The 17,543-nt window shown below is 69.8% G+C and carries 15 protein-coding genes; 7 read left to right on the forward strand and 8 right to left on the reverse strand.

Going from position 1 to position 17,543, the window contains the following annotated elements; translation table 11 throughout:
* Positions 1 to 3: 3 nt before the first annotated feature.
* The 4 genes from AC5RTY_RS01665 to AC5RTY_RS01680 all read right to left on the reverse strand — a co-directional run bounded on the left by AC5RTY_RS01665 (position 4) and on the right by AC5RTY_RS01680 (position 4,354).
* Positions 4 to 3,108 (reverse strand): glycohydrolase toxin TNT-related protein, encoded by a 3,105-nt coding sequence (locus AC5RTY_RS01665; protein WP_494138846.1) that lies wholly within the window; start codon positions 3,106 to 3,108, stop codon positions 4 to 6.
* 59 nt (positions 3,109 to 3,167) lie between these two features.
* Complete coding sequence (locus AC5RTY_RS01670) at positions 3,168 to 3,545, reverse strand: DUF6507 family protein (protein WP_494138847.1); 378 nt, start codon at positions 3,543 to 3,545, stop codon at positions 3,168 to 3,170.
* Between the two features lie 59 nt (positions 3,546 to 3,604).
* The gene (locus AC5RTY_RS01675; protein ID WP_493939539.1) at positions 3,605 to 3,910 is read right to left on the reverse strand and encodes a hypothetical protein; all 306 of its coding nucleotides are present in this window, start codon (positions 3,908 to 3,910) and stop codon (positions 3,605 to 3,607) included.
* A 96-nt stretch (positions 3,911 to 4,006) separates the two neighbouring features.
* Positions 4,007 to 4,354 carry a hypothetical protein gene (locus AC5RTY_RS01680; protein WP_493939538.1) on the reverse strand — a complete coding sequence of 116 codons (348 nt, stop codon included), beginning with the start codon at positions 4,352 to 4,354 and terminating at the stop codon, positions 4,007 to 4,009.
* A 261-nt stretch (positions 4,355 to 4,615) separates the two neighbouring features.
* Here AC5RTY_RS01680 and AC5RTY_RS01685 point away from each other — a divergent pair, with 261 nt between their 5' ends.
* The 7 genes from AC5RTY_RS01685 (at position 4,616) to rarD (ending at position 13,944) form a co-directional block, all read left to right on the forward strand.
* Positions 4,616 to 4,936 carry a hypothetical protein gene (locus AC5RTY_RS01685; protein WP_494049513.1) on the forward strand — a complete coding sequence of 107 codons (321 nt, stop codon included), beginning with the start codon at positions 4,616 to 4,618 and terminating at the stop codon, positions 4,934 to 4,936.
* A 2-nt stretch (positions 4,937 to 4,938) separates the two neighbouring features.
* Positions 4,939 to 6,264 carry a type VII secretion integral membrane protein EccD gene (gene eccD / locus AC5RTY_RS01690; protein WP_494138848.1) on the forward strand — a complete coding sequence of 442 codons (1,326 nt, stop codon included), beginning with the start codon at positions 4,939 to 4,941 and terminating at the stop codon, positions 6,262 to 6,264.
* Positions 6,265 to 6,284: 20 nt separating this feature from the next.
* A complete protein-coding gene (locus AC5RTY_RS01695; protein WP_494138849.1) occupies positions 6,285 to 7,385 on the forward strand; it encodes a nucleotide-binding protein in 1,101 nt (366 codons plus the stop codon).
* Entirely contained in the window at positions 7,382 to 11,428 is a 4,047-nt protein-coding gene (gene eccCa / locus AC5RTY_RS01700) for a type VII secretion protein EccCa (RefSeq protein ID WP_494138850.1), read from the forward strand. The genes AC5RTY_RS01695 and eccCa overlap by 4 nt, the downstream gene beginning before the upstream one ends.
* Positions 11,421 to 11,852, forward strand: coding sequence for a hypothetical protein (locus AC5RTY_RS01705; protein WP_494138851.1), 432 nt, complete (start codon positions 11,421 to 11,423; stop codon positions 11,850 to 11,852). The genes eccCa and AC5RTY_RS01705 overlap by 8 nt, the downstream gene beginning before the upstream one ends.
* 2 nt (positions 11,853 to 11,854) lie before the next feature.
* Positions 11,855 to 12,853 carry a DUF6177 family protein gene (locus AC5RTY_RS01710; RefSeq protein WP_494138852.1) on the forward strand — a complete coding sequence of 333 codons (999 nt, stop codon included), beginning with the start codon at positions 11,855 to 11,857 and terminating at the stop codon, positions 12,851 to 12,853.
* A gap of 65 nt (positions 12,854 to 12,918) precedes the next feature.
* Positions 12,919 to 13,944 carry an EamA family transporter RarD gene (gene rarD, locus AC5RTY_RS01715; protein ID WP_494138853.1) on the forward strand — a complete coding sequence of 342 codons (1,026 nt, stop codon included), beginning with the start codon at positions 12,919 to 12,921 and terminating at the stop codon, positions 13,942 to 13,944.
* 14 nt (positions 13,945 to 13,958) lie between these two features.
* Here the strand turns inward: rarD and AC5RTY_RS01720 are convergent, their stop codons facing one another.
* The 4 genes from AC5RTY_RS01720 to AC5RTY_RS01735 form a co-directional block, all read right to left on the reverse strand.
* Entirely contained in the window at positions 13,959 to 14,426 is a 468-nt protein-coding gene (locus tag AC5RTY_RS01720) for an SRPBCC domain-containing protein (RefSeq protein WP_494138854.1), read from the reverse strand.
* Between the two features lie 71 nt (positions 14,427 to 14,497).
* Entirely contained in the window at positions 14,498 to 15,691 is a 1,194-nt protein-coding gene (locus AC5RTY_RS01725) for an ABC transporter permease (protein WP_494138855.1), read from the reverse strand.
* Entirely contained in the window at positions 15,688 to 16,401 is a 714-nt protein-coding gene (locus AC5RTY_RS01730; RefSeq protein ID WP_494074056.1) for an ABC transporter ATP-binding protein, read from the reverse strand. The genes AC5RTY_RS01725 and AC5RTY_RS01730 overlap by 4 nt, the downstream gene beginning before the upstream one ends.
* Positions 16,398 to 17,447, reverse strand: a complete 1,050-nt coding sequence (locus AC5RTY_RS01735) for an efflux RND transporter periplasmic adaptor subunit (RefSeq protein WP_494138856.1) — start codon at positions 17,445 to 17,447, stop codon at positions 16,398 to 16,400. Before AC5RTY_RS01735 ends, AC5RTY_RS01730 begins: the two co-directional genes overlap by 4 nt.
* Positions 17,448 to 17,543: the final 96 nt, after the last annotated feature.

Consider the following 17,543-nt stretch of genomic DNA (forward strand, 5'->3'; position numbering starts at 1 on the left):
TCCTTAGTTTTCGAAGTCGAAGCGCCGGGTTTGGCCGTTAACCGTTACCTTGAGTTCCACCATATGTGGAACACGGTTTCCCCCACCAGCATCGTAGATCGGGCGGACGTCCCAGGTGACCGAGGGCTTGCTGCCCCCGGGAGGCACGTTGCGGAGTTGGTCGCGGATCCAAAGCTCGGTGTCATACCAGGTGTCGGCGGCCCCCGTCAGCCGCAACCGCTCGATGGGCGTCAGGGCGCCCAGGCCGAGATTCCGGTTTTGGATGTTCAGCTGGGGAATCAGGTTGATCTTCTCCCCCGGTCCGCCGAACATGGCCGCGAGGAGGTGGCCGCCGTCGTAGTCGCCGCCGCCGTGCCCTCCGACGTGGGTCTGGTTGCCCGGATGCCGCCAGGTGTCGGCCTGCTCCTTGGGGAAGTACTCGAGGTCGTGGGCGTGCAGTGCCGTCGGGCGCCCCAACCCGTCGGTGTGGACCACGATGTTGCCGTCGATGTGGTAGCGGACGTTGGGCCGCGGGTTGTTCAACTCGGGATTCCAGTTGCCCTTGGTTCCGCTGGGAGCCTCGATCTGCTGGATGTGGCCGGCGGAGTTCGTGTAAAACTTGCCGCGGCCATCCACCTCGTACACGGTCGTGGGTTCCAGCGTGATGCGTTGCTCTTCGACCGCGTCAATAACCGATTTCCGTGCGGACAAGTCGAGGTCGTGCTTGGCCAGCAGGTCCACCGGGTCGCCGGCGTTGCGCGCCCACGGCGGGTCGAACTGGCGCGGCCCGGTCTCGTGGAGGCCCTCCCTGCGGATCAGTTCGTCGACGCCAATGGCCTTGGGATCGGTCCCCTGGGTGGTGTCGAGGAACCGCAGCTGGGTTCCGCCGCCCGGGCGCCCGAAAGCCGGGGCGATTTCAGAGACCTCGACCTTGACGCCCTCGGGCAGGCGTCCAAGCTCGAAGTGGTGCAGCTCCTTGCCGAGGGTATCGACCGGCAGGCCGCGCATGTGCCACGGGGTTCCCTCGATGGCCAGGTAGGCTCCGCCGTTGGGGCCGATCCGGTCCAGCTGGACATTTCCAAAGTCTGACTGCAGCTCGTCGTACGACGAGTACGTCCGGATGGTTCCTTCGACCGCCCCGGCGTTGTCCGGATAGGCCGCCCGGTACTCGTCCGGGCGGAACTCGTCCAACTCGCTGTACCGGTTCGCGTACTCGGCTCTATCCAAGGGGTTCCCGAGCTCGTCGGTGCCGTAGGCGGGCTGGGAGCGGTCCACGATGGCGTCGAGGTCGCTGTTGATGTCCAGGCGGCCGTGCTGGTCCTTGGGCAGGTCCGCCCAGTCCGGCATCTCCACGTCCTGGTAGAGGTCATCGGCCCGGTGCTGGCCATATCTGGCGTGTGCCTCCGGGTTCTGGATCGCGTCGGGCACAGCGGTGCCGTACTGCGGTTCCTGCGGATGGCGGAAGCTGTCGTTGACTCGCTGTCCGTTCACGTCGTAGGCGTTGATGCCGTCGCCGGACCCCGCAGCGGTCGCCTTGGGTGTAATGGGATCGGGTTCCGGGGCCCTTGAGCCTGAGACATCGGCTCCGGCGTCGGGAGTGCGTGACGGCGCCGGCTTGGCCTCCGGCGTCTCAATCCGCTGGCCGTACTGCGGAGGGCCGGGACGTTCCGGCACGGTGTAGCCGCCGGTGCGCGACGACGGTTTGGGTCCGTCCGCGTCAAAGTTCATGATGGTGTTGGCGTTGCGGCCGGACGGCGCCTCCACATCGAAGCGGTGCCCGGTGGTGTAACCGCCGCCCGCGGTAGCCAGGCGCGGGCCGCCCAGCGCGTTCGCCAGGTTGTCCGTGCCGGTGCGCAGCGACGTCGTGAAGTTGTCCGCGCCGGCGCGCAGGCCCGAGGCGGCGTTGCGCAGCCCGTCGGTGAAAGCGTGGCCGGCGGTGCTGACGTAGGGGCGGACCGTGCCGGTGACCGTCTTGAAGCCGCTGGTCGTGACATCGATGGCAGTGAACTTGAAGTTGGTGGAGAAATCGATGGCGCGGGTGGTCAGGCCCGCGGTCTTGGACAGGCCGGAGAAGTCCAGCACCTTGGCCGCTGCCCCGCCGGCCCGGCTGACCGCGGTGACCTTGTTGGCCACGCCGCCGGCCTTGGCCACGGCGCCGCCGCCGGCGGTCAGGAGGATGGCGGAGAGATCGAACGCCGTCGCGCCGGCGGCGTAGGCCGGGTCGCGCTGCCAGTCGTCCCAGTGGATGGCCGCCTTGCCGACGGCCAGCAGTTCCTCGCCTGCCTTTTTGACCGTGCCCGGGCCGCCGATCTTCTCGGCCACGAGCGCGGAGATCGGGCTGGAGACGATGGCCACGTTCAGGGCGATCTGGCCGATGCCCTTCCAGGTGGCCGCGAAGGTCTCGCCGTCGGTGAAGTTGACCATGTTCCACAGGCCGGTCACCGTGCCGGTGACCCCGCTCCAGACGCCCTTGCCGAAGGACACCATGCCGTCCCAGGCGTCCGCGTACCACGGCTTGTCCCACTCCGTCGGCTTGCCCCAGGGAATGTGGCCCTCGCCGGTCGCCGAATCAAGCTGTTCTGCCGAGTAGCCGTAGGCCTGCTGGCCGGTGCCGGGGCCGTCCTGCGTGGTTTCGACTAGGGTGATGCCGCCGTAGAGTGCGGCAATCGCGTTGGCGCAGGTTCGCTCGGCCGCCATGTGCTCGGCCGCCAGCGCGTTGGCGTCCCTGAGTATCCGGTTGTCGTCGTTGACCAGGTCCTCGTCCTTGCGCCAGTCGCTGCCTTCGTCGGCGATCCGCGCCCGCACGCCGTGCCAGCGGGCCACCAGCGCGTCGTAGCGCGAGGTGAAGGTGTCCGCCCAGTCGGCGAACGCCTCGATGGCCGACTTGATGGCCGCGGTGTCGGACTTGATGTCCTCGGTGGTAGTCCTGATCGGCTTGACCGCGACGTAGACCTGCGGGGCTTCCGGTGACTTATAGACCGCTTCCAGTCCGCTCCAGTCGCTCTCGATCAGTTCGACGGCGTCGTCAATGTCTTCGGCCTTGTCGTCCAGCGCCTTGGCGTGGGTGCGCAGCAGTTCCGCGTCGGGCCGCTGCGGGTATTCCTCGGCGTAGGGATCCCAGGCCGTCATTGCTTCCCCTTATTCGGTGCGTGAGACTTGATGTTCGTGAAAGTGGCGCGACCGGTCGATCAGAGCGCCAGCGGAGTGGGTCCGTGCGGCCGGTGCGGAAGCGAGGCGTCTGCCTCCTCGGGCAGCGTCCCGATCAGGTTTTGGGCATCCGACGCCATCTGCGCGTCCCCCATGACGTAGGAATTCACCGCGTCCATGGTGCCCTGGAAGGTGGTCTGCAGCCGTCCGGCAACACTGTTCAGGCCCGGTTGGACGGTCTTCTCCGCCCAGCCGTTGAGCGCGTCCATCACCGGGCCGGACTTGGCGGCAGCGACGATGTCGCTGACGGCGGTACCCAGGGCCGGGAAATCCTTCTCAAAGCTGTCGGCCCGCCCGCTGGCGGTGGTGACGATTGTTTGGACTTTGGTGGGTTCGATGTCCCAGCCGTCGAGTGCCACTGCTGTTTGCCTTTCGTGCCGGACCTTGGCGGACTGGATGCGATCTGGATGCTGCCGGTCTAGATGTTGGCGATCTTCGCGCCGGCCGTCTTGATGGTGTTGCCGGCGGTGCTCTTGGCATCCTCCAGCAGCTTGTGCACGTCCGCCATGATGCCCGCGAACGCGAAGCCCGCGTCTGCCCAGGCCTGCTCCACCCGGTCGTACTGCTCTGCGATGTCGGTGGCCTGGAACTTGGCCTGCAGGTCCGCGGCGTCTTTCTTGCGGGTTTCCACCAGCGCGTTAAGCTTCTTCTTCACCCGGTCCAGGTTGTCCTGGGCCTGCGATGCTCCGCCGTCGGAGAAGGCGAATGAATTCTGGTCTGCCATGATGTTTCCTTCCTCATGCCCGGCCTCGGCCGGAAAAAGATCGTCTGTGGGTCATTGCCGCTTGAGGGGCGGGAGGCTGCCTGCTTCCGGTGCAGGCTAGCCGCGGTTGCGGAAGACGGCGTCGTCCCAGGCCGCCTTGCCCTCGGTGGCATCGGCGTCGTCGGCCTGCTGCTGCTCGCCCAGCTGCATGGTGGTGTTGACCTCGGACTGGCCCTGCTGAATGGAAACCAGCGATTTCTGCAGCCCGGACGCCACCATGTTGGCCCGGCCCATGATGCCCTTGAACTTCTCCCAGAAGTCGCCGGCGGTGTTGCCGCGCATGGGCTCGGGAACTGCCTCAAGCTCCTTCATCAGCGCCTGGAGTTCGGTATCGGCCGCCGCGCTGGCCTTCCCGGCGTCGACAAACGCGCTCTTTTCCATCTTGATGAACTGGTTGCCGCTCATTGCTCCACCTCCGTGCCCCGTCACGGGGCTGTAGCTTCCGCTTCCGCCGGCGGACGCCTGCTGCGTCCGCGGTGCGCCGGGTTGCCGCCCGGCCGGTTGTCTTCGAGCGGTTCCCCGCCTTTACCATAGAACGCGCTGGCTCGCACCGCGTCAATCGACGTTAATGGGTACATCTCCCCATCCTGAGCGGGACACGCGGGAATTTATCCATCGTTTGGAGCGATAAGCTCGGTAGGCGACGCACCGCTTGGGAGGAGAGACGTGGCTCACGATTACGACAACCAGCTCATCGAATCAGTGGCTGTCCGGCGTGCCCGGCTGACCACGGCGCTGCTGTACGGCGCGAACCCGCTCCAGCGGCGCTGGAAGTCCAGCGTGCGCACCTTCTTCTTCAGCATCGCCATGGCGGCTGTCATCGCCGCCGTCTGCGTGGGCTATTCGTTCGTGACCAACCTGCTGGAAGACCTGCGGCAGGAACGGCAGCAGCGCTCGCAGTCCGCCGTCGTCCTCCACCTCGGTGGCCATCCGGCGGACGACGACGGCGCCCGCCTGCCGCCCGTCCCCCACCGAGGAGCCGCTTGAGCATGGCCGAAACCTTTACCCGCGTGACCGTGGCCGGGCCGCAGCGCCATGTGGACGTCCTGCTCCCGTCGCAAACGCCCGTCGGCCTGCTACTGCCGCAGGTCCTGGACCTGCTCGATGACCAGCCGGCCGCCGCCGTCGCCGTGAAAACGCTGATCACCCCCGCCGGCGATCCGGTCCGCGAGGACGCGTCGCTGACCGACGCGGGCATTGCCGACGGCGCCATGCTCCGGCTGGTGAATGTCTCCGAGGCCCCGCCTGCACCGGTGGTGTACGACATCACCGACGCCGTGGTGGAACAGACCGAGGACATCGGCGGCCGCTGGACCGAGCGGGTCCGCCGCGGGACGGGCGCCGTCTTCGCCGCCGTCGGACTGTACCTGGGCGTGCACCTGCTGCTCGATGGCGCCGCCACGGCAATGGCCGCGGCCGTCTTCTTCGCGCTGGCCGCGGTGCTGCTGGGCGCCGGCATCTACCTGGGCCGGGTGACCGCCACGGTGCTGGGCCCGCTGCTGGTGGGCACCGGCTGGCTGCTGGCCGTGGGCGGCGTGCTGCGTCTGCCTGCCGATCCCGGGACGCACGTGCTGCTGGCCGCCGCGGCGAGCGCCGTGGCACTGGTCGGTGCCGGCCTGATCTCGCAGCGTCCGCGGGCGCTGATGTCTGCCGCGGGCCTGCTCGCCCTGCTCACCGTTTTCTGGGCTGCCTCGCTGGCTCTCTTCGGCGCCCCGGTGCTGGCCGCCGGCGTGGCCGCGCTGCTCAGCTGCGCGACCCTCGGCCTGCTGCCGCAGATCGCCCTCTCCGCGTCCGGACTGGCCACGCTGGACGACCGGCGGGCCAAGGGCGGCCGCATCGGCCGCACCGACGTCCACGTGGCCATCGGCTCGGCGCACCGCGGCCTCAGCTTCGGCACCGCGCTGGCGGCGCTCTCGGTGGCCGCCGGACTGTGGATCCTGGGAACAGACACCGAGCGGCAGGCTTGGACGATGCCGCTGATCGGTTGCCTGGCCCTCGCCACCGGGCTGCGGGCGCGCGCCTTTCCTCTGGCCACCGACCGGATCGCGCTGTACCTGGCGGCCGCCGTCGGCACGCTGGCCCTGGCGCGCTCGGTGCTGGCCTTCTCTCCGGGGCACGGCTGGTTCGTGGCGGCCGGCCTGCTGGTGCTGGCCATCGCCGTGGTGATCTCGCTGACCGTCACGCTGGCCGACCATTCCGCCGCGAAACTGCGCCTGCTGGCCAACCGGTTGGAGACGCTGGCCATCCTGGCCGCCGTCCCTCTGGTCATCGGCTTGTTCGGCGTCTTCGCCTCGCTGCTGACCACCTTCGACTGAGACAGGTTGGAACCGATTCCATGGAACCGATGTCGCGCAGGGACCTGATCGCCCGGGAGAATACCGCCACCGGGCACGTCCCGGCAGGCCCGCCCCGGCAGGCTTCCGTGCCCCCTGCCGCCCCGTCCGGTGCGGGCTTGCCCGGCCGGACACAGGTGGCCGACCCGTGGAGCACGCCGGCTCCGGCCGCCGAACCCGCCGGGCCCGGCCCGTTCGAGTCCGATGCCGAACAGCGGCGCCGCCGCCTGCGCGGCCGGCGCGGCGAGCCCTGGCTGGTCCGCACCGTCCTGGCGGCGAGGGGCCTGCTCTCCTCCGACGACTACCCGCGGCGGTTGGTCGCCGCCACGGCCGGCGCGCAGGCCGCGGTCAGCACGGGGCGCCGGATCGCCGTGATCGGCAGCAGGGGCGGGGCCGGGAAGACCACGACGGCGGCGCTGCTCGCATCGCTGTATGCGGCGGCCCGGCAGGACACCATCGCGGCCGTCGATCTGGCGCCCGCCGGCGGGACCCTGGCGCTGCGGCTCGGGGTGCCGGACGCGCCGGCCATCGACGACGCCGCCGCCGTCCTGCACTACTCCCCCGCCGGGAGCGCCGACGACCTGCGCCGGCAGCTGGCCGCCGCCGGGCCCAACCTCTGGGTGGCCGGGGAACGTGCGCTCGGCGGGCATGCCGACAATCCCGCGCTCTCGGCGGCCGGCCAGAACATCTCCCGGTACTGCCCGGTGGCGGTTTACGACTGCGCCACCGGCCCGGGCGAGAACCCGGACACCAACTGGGCCATCGGCGTCGCACAGTTGGCCGTGCTGGTGGCCCCCGCCTCGGTGGCCGGGGTCCAGGACGTGCGGCGCACGGCGGCCGCGTGGGCGGCCACCCCTGAGCTGGCCGGGACCGGCCTGCTGGCCGTACTGACCCGGACGGATGCCGACGCCCCGCTGGACCCGATGACCGAAGCGAAGCTGCTCGCGCGGGACGGAATCTCCGTGCTGCCCCTGGGCTACGATCGGCACCTGGCCGGCGGAGTGGAACTCGATCCGGCCCTGATGTCCCGCGCCGTCCGGCTGCAGGCGGCCGAGCTGGCCTCCACCGCGCTGGCTTTGGCAATGGAGCACACCGGCCGATGAGCGTGAAGATCTTCCACCGGCCGGCCCGGACCACCGCCCCGGCGCGCGAGGCTGCCCCCTTCAGCCTGGAGGCCCCGCCGCCCATGGGCGAGAAGGCCGGCAGGATGAACGCCATGGCGCTGATCCCCCTGCTGGGCGCCGGATTGTCCATGACCGTGATGATGCTCTTCCGCGGCAACAGCCTGGCCGCCGTCGGCGCCATCGCGATGATCGTGACCGTCGTCGCGTCCATCGTCATGATGCTGGGCCAGCGCGGCCGGGCGGCCCGCGCACGGGCCGAAGAACGCGACCGCTACCTGGAATACCTGGAGGAGTCCCGGGCCACGCTCCGCGCCGACGAGCAGCGCACCATCACCACGGCGCGCACCAGCAACCCGGAGCCCACTGCCCTCTTCGACATCGTCCGCAACACGCAGCGGCTTTGGGAGCGGCGGCGCGGCAACGAGGACTTCCTGCACGTGCGGATCGGTTCCGGCGAGCGGATCAGCCGGCAGATCACCATCAACGAGCAGGGCCCGGTTACGGCCCAGCGCGACACCTTCATGGACAACGAGGTCCGGATCCTGCAGCGGCGGTATGAGACGTCGCCGGATTTGCCGCTGACCCTGCCGCTGGACTCGGCCGGCAACGTCAGCATCATCGGCTCCCGCGGGTTCGTGCTCAACGCCGCCCGGAACCTGCTCGCCGAGGCCTGTGCCTTCCACTCGCCCGAGGACCTGCACGTGGGAATCGCGGCCGGCGAAGACCGACTGGGCGACTGGGACTGGGCCCTGTGGCTGCCGCATCTGGCGGACCAGAAGCAGGCCCACGCCACCGGCCCGGTCCGCCGGATGGCCCGGTCCCTGGACGAACTCGGTGCCGTGCTCGCCGACGAGCTGAACCGCCGCGCGGTGGTGGCTGCCGAATCCTCCAAGAACGCCCGGGGCGCCAGCCAGCACCTGCCGCGGCTGCTGGTGCTCGCCGACTGCTACGGCGGGCTGCCCGAAGAACTCGTGCTGCCGGACCGGCACGCCGGACTGGCCCACCTGGGCATCACGGTGGTCTATCTGGTGGCCGACCGCGGCCAGGAGCCCGGCGAGGTCAGCGTGCGCGTCACGCAGGCCGACGCGGCCGCGGTCTCCGGCGCCCCGCCGTCGGACTCGGGATTCACGATCCAGAACTACCGCGAGGATCCGGTCGAGCCGGTCGTGGAACAGGGAACTTTGGACCCCCTGGCCGTGCCGACCGCCGAGGCGCTGGCCCGGGAACTGGCACCGATGCGGCTCTCGGCGGACTCGCTGGAACACAACACCGCCGCCAGCTCGGACAGCTTCCTGGACATGCTCGGCCTGAGCCCGGCGCTGGACGAGGCGGACATCAGGCGGCTTTGGAAGCCGCGCAGCGAAGTGGACTTCCTGCGGATCCCGCTGGGCCCCGACGACCGCGGCCGGCCGGCCCTGCTGGATCTGAAGGAATCGGCGCAGTTCGGCATGGGCCCGCACGGGCTCTGCGTCGGCGCCACCGGGTCCGGCAAGTCGGAGATGCTGCGGTCGCTGGTGCTGGGACTGCTGGCCACCCATCCGCCGGAGCTGCTGTCCATGGTGCTGGTGGACTTCAAGGGCGGCGCCACGTTCGCTCCCTTCGCCGACGCGCCGCAGGTCTCCGGCGTGATCACCAACCTGGCCGATGACGCGAGCCTGATCGAACGCATCTACTCCAGCCTCAACGGCGAGGTGGTCCGGCGGCAGGAAGTGCTCAAGGCCGCCGGCAACATCGCCAACATCACCGACTACCAGCTGCACCGGCAGGAACGGCTCGCCCGCGGCGAGGCCATGGAGCCGCTGCCGCACCTGGTGGTGATCATCGACGAGTTCGGCGAACTGCTCACCGCCCGGCCGGACTTCATCGACCTGTTCCTCTCCATCGGCCGGATCGGCCGGTCCATCGGCGTGCACCTGCTGTTGAGCAGCCAGCGGATCGAGTCCGGCAAGCTGCGCGGCCTGGAGACCTACCTGTCCTACCGGATCGGGCTGCGCACGCTCTCCGAATCGGAATCCCGCACCGTGCTGGACACGCCGGACGCCTTCCACCTGCCGCCGGTCCCCGGCTACGGCTACCTGAAGGTGGATACCACCGTCTACACCCGGTTCAAGGCCGGCTACGTGTCGGGCCCGCTGGAGGATGTCCAGGTGCAGGAGGCGGAGGAAACCGCCGGCGACGACGGCCCCCGGGTGCTGCCGATGCCGACCTATGCGGCCAGCCTGGAGCGGGCGGACGACGCCGGCGCTGCTGCCGCCAGGCCGGCGCGTACCGGGGCGTCCAAGCGCACCACCGGTCCGACCGTCCTGTCCACGCTGATGGCCACCCTGGCCGGATTCCCGCGCGCCGTGGATCCCATCTGGCTGCCGCCGCTGCCGGCGGCGCTGGCTCTGGACACCGCCGCCGGTTCGGTGACCACCACCAGCCAGGGCATCCGGCTCGCCTCCGGCGGCGGGCTGAAGGTCCCGATCGGCCTGCTCGATGACCCGGCCAAACAGTGGCAGGGCGTGTGGGAACTGGACCTGAAGTCGGCGGGCGGCAACGTGGCCATCATCGGCGGGCCGCAGTCGGGCAAGAGCACCGCGCTGCGCACCATCGCGGCCTCGCTGGCCCTCACGCACAGCCCGCAGGAAGTGGGCATCTACTGCGTGGACCTGCTGGGAAACTCGCTGATCCCGCTGGAGGGCCTGCCGCACGTGGGCGGCGTGGCCGTGCGGACCAACCGCGAGGTGGTCCGCCGCACGGTGGAAGAACTGCTGGCCATGCTCGGCGAGCGCGAGATCGTCTTTGAGAAGTACCAGGTGGATTCGCTGGCCACCCTGCGCAGGCTGTGCGCCCAGGGCAAGATTCCCGAGCTGCCCAGCGCCGACGTCGTGCTGGTCCTGGACGGCTACGGCCTGCTGACCGACGAGTTCGAGGACATCGAACCGGCCGTGCACGCGCTGATCGCCCGCGGCGGCGGCTATGGCATCCACGTGATCACCACCGCCAACCGGCAAAACGAGATCCGGCTGGCCCAGCAGTCCTTCTTCGGCACCAAGATCGAGCTGCGCCTGGCGGATCCAGCAGATTCCTCCTACGGCCGCAAACTGGCCGAGACCATGCCCGCCGACCGGTCGGGCCGCGCGCTGACCGACGCCAGGCTTTTCGGCCACTTCGCGCTCCCGCGTATCGACGGCGTCGCCGACGCGGACACGGCCACGCAGGGCACCCGGGACATGGTGGCCGCCGTCGCCGCCTCCACCGATGCCCGCGCCATGCAGGTGCGCATCCTGCCGCAGGTGGTGGAAGCCGCCCAGCTCGAGGTCCCGGCGCTCCAGGGCCTGCTGCCGCTCGGCCTGCGCGAGACCGACCTGGGCCCCGAAATGCTGGACGTCGTCCGCGGCGAGCACCACCTGATCGTGATGGGCGACGAACAGTCCGGCAAGACCAACCTGGTCCGTTCCCTGGTCGCCTCGCTGGTGGCGCAGTACCCGTCCCGGGACTTGGTCTTCGCCGTCTTCGATCCCCGCCGGGCGCTGGCCGACGTGGTCCCGGACGCCTACCTGGGCGGCTACGCGCCGAGCGCCGCCCAGGCCGAGCCGCTGGCCAACGCGATCGCCTCGGAGCTGTCCAAGCGGACCACCGGCGGCGACGCGATGCAGGACAGCATCGGCGAGGCGGACAGCATTCCGCGGATCGTCCTGCTGGCCGATGACTACGACATCCTCACGGCCGGCGGCGCCGGCCCGCTCCGCTCGCTGATCGAATACCTGCCGATGGGCCCGGAACTGCAGCTGAACGTGATCCTCACCCGCCGGGTGCGCGGCGCCGGCCGCGGCATGTACGAACAGTTCTTCGCCGCGCTGCGGGACTCCGGCAGCACCGGCCTGATCCTCTCCGGCGACCGCTCCGAAGGCGGCCTGCTCAACAACGTGCGCGCCCGCCGGCTGCCGCCCGGCCGCGGCCTGCTGGTCCGCTCCGGCGGGCCCGTGCAGACCGTACAGACCCTGTGGACCCCGCTGGAGGCGACCGCCAATGTCTAACACCGTCACCGTCGTCGCGCTCGATGAGCCGGGCCAGGACGTGGTCATGGTTTCGCTGCTGGCCGTGGTGCCGCAGGAGTACGTCCGCGAGGCCGCCGGAAACGCCCTGCTGGAGGTCGAGGACGCCAACGGCACCACCCTGCTGGCCGTCGAGCTGCCGCGCCTGGTCCGGGTTCCCGGCGAGGTGTCCCGACTGCTCGCCGGCGCCACCGTGAACGCCATCGAGGGCACCCCGATCCCGTCGATCTTCTCCGACCACCCGGACTTCGTCGAGCCGGAGCACCAGGACCTGTGGTGGCAGGAGATCACCGTCCGCAACGGCATCCCCGACGGCGACTCCCTCGGCTACCGGGTGGCGCAGAACATCGCCGTGCGGTGCCGCGGCGCCGTCGTCACCCACCAACTGCCCAACTCCGGAGAATAGGGATGGGCATGCACGCCTCCACCTTCGATTTCCACACCGAACGAACCGCCGTCGTCTTCCAGGACAAGCCGCTGGCGTTCCTCTCCCCCGCCCTCACCCGCGCCTACGTGGCCGCCCGCGCATCGGAGCGCCAGTTCGTGGTGATGACGCCCAGCACCGGCAAGCTGACGCTGCCGCTCTACCAACTGCTGCAGCGCGAGGGCTGCATCTGGATGGCCAGCGCCGCGGACGGCACGTTCTACAACGGCTTCACCGGCCAGCAGTATCGCTGGGGCGGGGACGTCTTCGCCGCCGAGGAACAGTTGGCACCGGACTACCTCCAGGCACCGGCCGGATCCGACGGCGTGATCCAGGCCCGCGGCGAGATCCTGCATCCCGCCAGCGCATCCACCCGCATCGGCGACTTCACCGCCGCGCTGTTCACCGAGTTGACCGGCGCCGCGCCGGCGGGCTGGGGCATCCACGAGCCGGTCAGCGAACCGTGGGACGTTGCCGGCCTCACCGACTACTGCTTCCGCCTCGCGCCGATGACCGGCAACATCGTCGTGGTCGGCCGTCCCCGCCCCGGCACGGAGGTGCCGTCCATCGGCGTGCTCACCGTGACGCGCTCGTCGACGGGTGTGCACGAGTCGGTGGAGCTGTTCTGCGAATCGGTGGACCCGCTCAGCGACGACGAGCTGGCCTCCTTCGGTTCGGCCATGCACCGCGCCCACGCCCGCACCGCGCTCGCGGGGCACACCATGCTGCTGGACCGGCTGGCCTTTCCCGCGCGCTTCACCGGCGTCAGCGTCCCCGCCTGCTCGTTCTTCGGGCCGGAGGCGCTGGCGCAGTTCGGCCCGCAGCAGGCCCTGGCCGCCGCCGGCGAGCGCGCGCGGCTGGTGGGCGTCCCGCCGCTGCAGTCGCTGGCCGTCACGTACCACCGCGATCCCTCCGGGGGCCGCCAGCATCCGCTCGACGAATTCAGCGACCTGGTGGGAAAGCTGGCCGGCGGGAAGTTCTGACGGCCGCGGCCGCACGGGGGTACGGTGGGTGGAATAGAACCCACCGACCGGAGGTTGTCTCCAGCGTGTCCAAGAACGACGGCGGTGCCACCTCGGAGCCCTCTTCCCCCGCCCGCGTGGCCGGGAGCCCCGATGGCGGCGCCAGCGCTGCGTCCCCCGGGGGGCGGGACACCGAGACCCGGGCCGGCATGGCCTACGGCCTCTCGGCCTACGGCCTCTGGGGCATCCTCCCCCTGTACTTCACCGCGCTGATACCCGCCGGCCCGCTGGAGATCGTCGCCAACCGGATTGTCTGGTCGCTGCTGTTCTGCTTCCTGCTGATCACGGCGCTGCGCGGCTGGCGCACCTTCGGCGCCGCGCTGGGCAACAGGCGCACCTTCGGGACGTTGTCCCTGGCCGCGGGCCTCATCGCGGTCAACTGGTTGACCTACGTGTTCGCGGTGCTGAACGGACACGCCATCGAGGCCGCGCTGGGATACTTCATCAATCCGCTGGTCTCCGTCCTGCTGGGGGTCATCCTGCTGAAGGAACGGCTGCGCCCGGCGCAGTGGGCCGCCATGGGCGTGGCCTTCGCCGCCGTGCTAGTGCTTGCCTTCGGGTACGGCAATGTTCCGTGGATTGCCCTGATCCTGGCGCTCAGCTTCGGGTTCTACGGCCTGGTCAAGAAGAACATCGGCGGCCGCGTCGACGCCGTCACCAGCCTGAGCGTGGAAACGCTGGTGCTGACCCCGGTCTCCGTGGCCGTCATGCTCATCCTGATGGCCGGCGGCCAGGCAACCCTGCTCTCCGAAGGCGGCGGCCACTTCTGGCTGATGGCCGCCAGCGGCCTGATCACCGCTCTGCCCCTGCTGTTCTTCGGCGCCGCCGCCCGCCGGCTGCCGCTGAGCACTGTCGGCATGCTGCAGTACCTGGCCCCGCTACTGCAGTTCATCATCGCGCTCGTCTTCCTGCACGAGCCCATGCCCTTGGAACGCTGGATCGGCTTCGGCCTGGTCTGGCTCTCCCTGGCCATCCTCACCACGGACATGGCCGTGGCCGTGAAGCGGGCGCCCAAGGCCGGCGGGGAGCCGGCGGCCGCCCAGGCACCCTAGCGGGGTGCGGCGGCTTAGCGATCGGACAGCCCGTCGTGCGTTAACCAGAAGTCGGACATGGGTCGGGGCCGGCCCAGGGTGAGCGCTTCCAAGTAGAGAAGATGCGCGTGCCAACCGGGCAGGTAATTGACCGCTTCGCTCCCCAGCCCGTCGTGGGCCAGGTCCAGGGTGGTCGTACTGCCGACCGGGGTGAGGGTGATCCGCACCTGCGAAGGCGGCTCGTCCGGAAAGTCCCACGTCATGTGCAGCAGTTTTTCCGGTTCACATTCCAGAATCCGGCTGGTACAGCAATAGTTTTCCGCGTGCTGGATGGTCACCACATCCCCGCCGACGAACCGCCCGGAAGTTAACTTCCCCAGCCAATGAGGCAAGGCTTCCGGGTCTGTCAGCCCCCACCAAAGGCGGGCCGCGGGCACCGGCATGGACCACCTGTGGGACACGTGTCCCTTCGCCGCGTGAACGGCACGACTTAGGAGAGGCATACCCGGAGGCTAACGCACCCTCGGGCACTTCGGGCTCTGCCGCTTCGGTCCGGCCCGCCGGGCAGGCCCCACTAGTAGCGGATCGCGTCGATCACCTTGACCCGCACGGCCACCACCGCCGGGATCAGGCCGGCCAGCGCGCCGACGGCCGTCGCGGCGCCGATGCCCAGCAGCGCCGCTTCCACCGGGAACGGCGGCAGTTCGCTGATGCCCTGGGCGATCAGGTCCTGGATCCACGGGCTCTTCACCACGGCGACGGCGAGCATCACCCCCGCCACGCCGGCCACGAACGTCGCGACCACCGATTCGAGCATGACGCCGAAGAAGATCCGGCCGGAGGTCGCCCCGAAGCTGCGCCGGATGCCGATTTCCCGCACCCGGTACCTGACCGTCACCATCGAAATGTTGAGCAGTCCCACGGCGCCCAGCAGCAGCACCAGGCCGGCGATGCCGCCTACCGCCCACTGGATGCCCTCGAACGGGTCACCCCAGGCGGCATAGTCGCTGCGGTACACATTCGCCTGGGCATCGGGGAACTGGGCCTGAAGGTCACCGGCGATCGCCGCGCTCAGGCCCGGCTCGAGCTCGGCCGGGAGCCACATTTCCAGCACGGGAGGAGGACCTGCCTCCCCGCCGAGGCCCCAACGCTCGTATTGGTTGGTGAGCATCATGGCTTGGGCCATGGCTTCCTGGTGGAAGTCCGGCATCACTCCCACCACGGTGGCCGCGATCGGCCGCTGCTGGAAGATCTGCACCACGGGGTTCAGCGCCAGATCCGGTGCACCCAGCTGCCGGTGGAATGCTTCGTTGATGATCACCGCCGGCGCAAGCGCCGCGGCGTCGGCTTCCGTGAACCAGCGGCCGGTGACCAGGTTGACCCGCCGCATCTCGCCGTAGCTGCGGTCCACCACCGTGGTCTCGGCCGTCATGACGCCGTGGGGGAACTGGAACGGAACCTGGGCGAAGGCCCGGCGGCTCGCGTATTCCACGCCGTAGCGTTCCACGAGCCCCTCGAAGGCGGCCTGCAGGACCGCCGGTTCTTCGGTTCCTGTCGGCAGGTGGACCTCAGCCGTCACGGTCGCTGCGCGGCCTCCGGATTGTTCCTGCCCCTGCACGATGCCTTCCCTGGCCATGTTGCCGAGCCCGACGACGGTGGTCAGGGCCGCGACGGACAGCGCCACGCCGATCAAGGCCAGCAGGACCCGGGTCTTGTGGATGCGCAGCTCGGCCCATGCCTCGACCAGGAGGGCAACGGCGCCGGTCATGCCGCCTGCTCCGAAGCGTGCAGAATCCCGTCGCCCAGCCGATAGTGCCGCTGGGCCAGGACCGCCACGTTTGCATCGTGCGTGATGGTCACCAGGGCCGCACCCGACTCCCGAACCACCTCGTCCAGCAGGGCCATCACGTTTTGCCCGGTTTCGATGTCCAGGGCGCCGGTAGGCTCATCGGCAAGAATCAGCCTGGGCGAGCGCACCAGCGCCCGCGCGATGGCGATCCGCTGCTGCTCACCGCCGGAGAGCTTGTGCGGTTTCTCCCCCAGCCGGTCGCCCAGGCCGACCCGATCGAGCATTTCGGCGGCCAGCCGCTCGCGCCGCCAGAATTGCCGGCCGCGGGCATAGAGCAGCGGGGTCATGACGTTTTCCAGTGCTGTACGGCCCGGCAGAAGGTTGAACTGCTGGAAGATGAATCCCACGCGGGCACCGCGGGCCATGGCGCGCTGCTTTTCCCCGAGGGACGAAACCGCCCGCCCCTCGAAAAACATCTCGCCGGTGCTCGGCACATCCAGCAGGCCCAGGATGTTCAGCAGGGTGGACTTTCCCGACCCGGACCGGCCGACTATCGACACGTGCTCGCCGGTACCGATGCTCAGCTCGATGCCCTGCAGGATGTGCAGCGGGCCGCGGTCCGGGATGTGCACGCTCCGCGTCACGCCCTGCAACTCCAGCAGCGGGGCCCCCGCCGCCGCAGCGCTCATCCGCCCACCATGCCGAAATCGCCTTCCATCCCGGGCATCATCTGGTCCCCCGGCGCGCCGGGAATGAACTGCAGGACCAAGTCGCCCTCGTCCAGCCCGTCGACGATCTCCACCTGCATCCCGTCGGTCAGTCCCAGGGCGACCGGGCGCTCAACCGGCGCCCCGCCGTCGTCCTCCACCACCCACACCAGGCCGGTGTCCACCGATCCGCGGACCGACGTGGTGGGCACCACGATCACGTTCTCGGCGGTTCCGGCCGTGATATCGATCGTCGCGCCCAACCCGGGGAAAACCCTGACATCGGCCGGTACGGCGCAGTTGACAGTGCCCGTCGCCGCGGGGGCCGCCGGCCCGAACGGATCCCCGGGCTGCTCCGGTACCGGTCCCGGGGCCCCGGCTGCCGGGCTCTCCCCGACCGTCACGGCCTTGCACTCGAAGGGAGCCGGACCGCCCATGACGGTCACGGTGGCGGAACTGGGGCGGTCGAGCAGCCGGAACTGCTGCTCGGCGGTCAGTGTCCCGGTCACCGAAAAGGTGCCCGGGGAAATGACGGCTGCTTCGGCACCGACCGAGACCTGCTGGTCCACCAGCACGGACAGGTCGGTCAGCTTGCCGGCGGCCGGGGCCACCACGTTCACGTAGGTATACGCCGGGGCAGCCGGTAAGGCCGGTTCGTCCTCCGGATCCGGTTCGAGCGAAACCTGCTGCACGGCGTCGGGTTCCACCGGCTTCTGCACCTGGAACAGCGCATCACCCTTGGCCACGTTCGCGCCGGCCTCTACGAAGAGGTGGTTCACCGTGCCTTCCGCCGTGCTGCGCACGGTCACGGCCGGGTCGCCGGCAACCGATCCCTCGAGCTGGACCACGTTGATCACCGTGCCCACGGCCGCGGGTACGCTGGGCGTGACCAGGCGGGCCGAAGGCTGCTGGTCGACCGCCTCCGCGCGCATGCCATCCACGAAAGCGAGCTTGAAGAGCGCGGCAGCTATGACGGCGAAAATCGCCAGCCAAACCACCGGCAGAACGTAGCGGCGCACAGCACTCATGCAGGATCCCCCCTCGTCGACGTGCGCCTGAGGCGCGTCACGGCGGGAAGCTGACACATGACGTAAGACAAACACCCGCTTGTGACGGAGGTTACC

Source organism: Arthrobacter sp. Y3224055, from assembly GCF_059090825.1.

Excerpts from the sequence above, each read along its gene's own strand:
- AC5RTY_RS01665 (WP_494138846.1), bottom strand. The coding sequence starts at position 3,108 with ATGACGGCCTGGGATCCCTACGCCGAGGAATACCCGCAGCGGCCCGAC.
- AC5RTY_RS01675 (WP_493939539.1), bottom strand. The coding sequence starts at position 3,910 with ATGGCAGACCAGAATTCATTCGCCTTCTCCGACGGCGGAGCATCGCAG.
- AC5RTY_RS01680 (WP_493939538.1), bottom strand. The coding sequence starts at position 4,354 with ATGAGCGGCAACCAGTTCATCAAGATGGAAAAGAGCGCGTTTGTCGAC.
- eccD (WP_494138848.1), top strand. The coding sequence starts at position 4,939 with ATGGCCGAAACCTTTACCCGCGTGACCGTGGCCGGGCCGCAGCGCCAT.
- AC5RTY_RS01695 (WP_494138849.1), top strand. The coding sequence starts at position 6,285 with ATGGAACCGATGTCGCGCAGGGACCTGATCGCCCGGGAGAATACCGCC.
- eccCa (WP_494138850.1), top strand. The coding sequence starts at position 7,382 with ATGAGCGTGAAGATCTTCCACCGGCCGGCCCGGACCACCGCCCCGGCG.
- AC5RTY_RS01705 (WP_494138851.1), top strand. The coding sequence starts at position 11,421 with ATGTCTAACACCGTCACCGTCGTCGCGCTCGATGAGCCGGGCCAGGAC.
- AC5RTY_RS01710 (WP_494138852.1), top strand. The coding sequence starts at position 11,855 with ATGGGCATGCACGCCTCCACCTTCGATTTCCACACCGAACGAACCGCC.
- AC5RTY_RS01720 (WP_494138854.1), bottom strand. The coding sequence starts at position 14,426 with ATGCCTCTCCTAAGTCGTGCCGTTCACGCGGCGAAGGGACACGTGTCC.
- AC5RTY_RS01725 (WP_494138855.1), bottom strand. The coding sequence starts at position 15,691 with ATGACCGGCGCCGTTGCCCTCCTGGTCGAGGCATGGGCCGAGCTGCGC.
- AC5RTY_RS01730 (WP_494074056.1), bottom strand. The coding sequence starts at position 16,401 with ATGAGCGCTGCGGCGGCGGGGGCCCCGCTGCTGGAGTTGCAGGGCGTG.
- AC5RTY_RS01735 (WP_494138856.1), bottom strand. The coding sequence starts at position 17,447 with ATGAGTGCTGTGCGCCGCTACGTTCTGCCGGTGGTTTGGCTGGCGATT.